Source organism: Intrasporangium sp. (genome assembly GCF_035280925.1).
Taxonomy (GTDB): domain Bacteria; phylum Actinomycetota; class Actinomycetes; order Actinomycetales; family Dermatophilaceae; genus Intrasporangium.
Window position 1 is genome coordinate 1 of record NZ_DATEEY010000190.1, and the last position, 2,600, is coordinate 2,600.

The window sequence follows — 2,600 nt, forward strand, 5'->3', positions numbered from 1 at the left end:
GGAGCAGGAAGTTGCCCCAGTAGTACGTGGGGTTGCTCTCCGTCCGGATGACCAGGTGGTCCCCGTGGTCCGTGATCGTCGAGCCCTCGAGCTCGAGGACGGCGAGGTCCGTGGCCAGACCCGGGGTGTCGATGCGCACGACGGGATCGTATGCCGTTGCTCTCGCTCTGGGCAGTCGGCGATCAGCTGGCCACGCGCCCCGATCCGAATCACCCCTTGCAGGTGAAGCCGTCGGGGGGCGGTGGTGTCCAGCATGGTCCTCATCGGAGGGCCGGCGGAGTACGAGGCCGCGACCAGCCGGGTCGCCGGCAAGATCCACTGGATCCAGCTGGACGTCGGCACTGACGACCACGACCACTTCATCGACCCCGAGGAACGGCAACGAATCGCCATGGCCAGGCAGTAGCAGTCCGGCAACACGTTCCGCACGGTTAGTGCCAGGACGTGTGGCTGCTCGACAAGCACCGTGGTCGCCTCGATCGCTGTGCGGCCGTGCTGGCGGGCAGGTGAGTCAAGGGGAGGGCGGCATGGCAGGAGCGATCTGCGTCTTCGCGTTGTTGGTCATCGTGTTCGTCAGCCAGTCGGCGCGCGTCAGCAAGGCTTACCTGACCGGTCCGATCGTCTTCCTCGTCGCGGGTGGTCTGGTCGGTCGGACCCTGGTCGATGGGGAGGCCGAGGGCGCAACCATCCGGACCCTCGCCGAGATAACGCTCGTGCTGGTGCTCTTCCACGACGCGGCGGAACTCCAACCACGCGAGCTCAGGGCGGACTCCGCCTTCACCGGCCGGCTGCTGGTCGTCGGCCTCCCGCTGACGATTGGGGCGGGATACCTCCTCGCCCGCGCCCTGTTTCCCGAGATCGGGGTCTGGCTCGCGCTGCTGCTGGCGGCCGCCCTGGCGCCGACCGACGCGGGTCTCGGCGCGGCCACGGTCCTCAACCCCGTCGTCCCGGCACGGGTCCGCCGCATCCTCAATGTCGAGAGCGGCCTGAACGACGGCCTGGCCACCCCCGTCGTCCTCTTCGCGGTGGCCGCGGCTGCCGGCTCAGCGGATGACTCGGCTGGGCATGGCCCCCTCGGGGCCGTGCTGGAACTCCTCCTGGGCGCCGTCGCAGGCGTGGTGGTGGGGTACCTCGCCGGCCGTCTCGTCGAGCGGGCGCGAGACCGTGGCTGGGCGGACCGAGCGCTGCTCCCGATCGCAACGCTCGCCGTCCCCCTGCTGTGCTACTACGGCGCGCATGAGCTGGGCGGCAACGGTTTCATCGCCGCGTTCGTGGCCGGCACGGCCTATGCGGCAAGCCAGAACAGCGTCGCGGACCTGCACGAAACGATCGGTCTGACCGGGCTGACCTCCACCTTCCTGGGCTACGCGGTGTGGATGGTCTTCGGGATCGTGGCGACGTCCCAACTCGAGCAGCTGGTCGGTTGGCAGAACCTCGTGTACGCGCTGCTCTCGCTGACCGTGCTGCGGATGGTCCCGGTAGCCCTCTCCCTCCTGGGATCTGGCCTGCGGCCGCAGACAATGGCATTTGTGGGGTGGTTCGGCCCGCGCGGACTGGCATCGATCATCTTCGGTCTGATCGCCTTCGAGTCGCTGGAAGCAGAACCGGCCGTCGCGACAGTGCTCAGCGTCATCGCGACTACCGTTGTCCTGAGCGTGCTCGCGCACGGGCTGACGGCCTCACCCTGGTCCCAACGGTACGGATCCTGGGCAAGCCGAAACCGCCCCACCATCGAGTCAGCTGAGGCCGTCGAGCCGTTGCGTCGCCACGGATCCTCGCCGCCAGCGGCTGGCCAGTCCGGGTCAGCGACGTGACACCCCAGCGCCCCATGGTGACCCAGCGGGCACCTGACCCGGGCGGTCAGGATGCCATGCGGACGAGGGCGCTGGCCGTGAGCACCGCCGCGAGGACGAGGAGGGCCAGCGGCGCGGCAGCGAGGATCGGCGACGACTCCTCTCGGCGGGTCCTGGCAACGTGGGCGCGAGTCTGGGCCTTGTCGGTCGAGATCCGGACCGGAGCCTTCTCGGTCATGCCGGTCTCGATGCGCTGCATCAGCGCGAGGAGACCGATCATCACGACGATCGGGGTGGTCAGCATCAGGACGTCCATGGGTCGCTTCTTCTCATCGGGATGGAATGCGCGGCCGCCCCCGCTCAGGGGGTCCGCAGGGGGCGACCGCGCTGTCATGTAGACGACCCCGTACCCACTTCATGACGCGCAAACTGCACTCACTCCCGCCATTGATCGAGTGAACAAGATTCGGGACACAAATCCTGCTCTCTCGATCGGAGGTGCGCCTCCCGTTGATCGAAGGAATGCGATTCGGGGGACAAGTCCTGATTTTCGACCGCGGGAGAGGGTGTGAGTGCTTCACTTGAAGGAGAGTCGCGTGCATCGCCAGGGGGTGGCCCGCATGGCAGGACTGCAGCACGACACGCTCGTGGAGCGGCCATGAGCAGCGTCCTCGACAGCTACCCGCTCGACTTCAGCCACCCCGACGTCCAGCAGCTGAAGAGCACCCTGCTGAGCACCTTCGACTCGCCCGCCGTCGTGCGCGACCTGATGCGTTCCGCGGGCGTCGATGCCGGCTTCGTCGACAT

3 protein-coding genes are annotated in these 2,600 nt (G+C 68.0%); 2 read left to right on the forward strand and 1 reads right to left on the reverse strand.

Annotated features, from left to right (window positions below):
• Positions 1-253: 253 nt before the first annotated feature.
• Positions 254-406, forward strand: a complete 153-nt coding sequence (locus tag VJN29_RS17370; RefSeq protein WP_324144894.1) for a hypothetical protein — start codon at positions 254-256, stop codon at positions 404-406.
• A gap of 121 nt (positions 407-527) precedes the next feature.
• Entirely contained in the window at positions 528-1,814 is a 1,287-nt protein-coding gene (locus VJN29_RS17375) for a cation:proton antiporter (protein WP_324144895.1), read from the forward strand.
• A 46-nt stretch (positions 1,815-1,860) separates the two neighbouring features.
• Here VJN29_RS17375 and VJN29_RS17380 read toward each other — a convergent pair whose 3' ends face one another.
• Positions 1,861-2,109, reverse strand: coding sequence for a hypothetical protein (locus tag VJN29_RS17380; protein WP_324144896.1), 249 nt, complete (start codon positions 2,107-2,109; stop codon positions 1,861-1,863).
• Positions 2,110-2,600 lie beyond the last annotated feature (491 nt).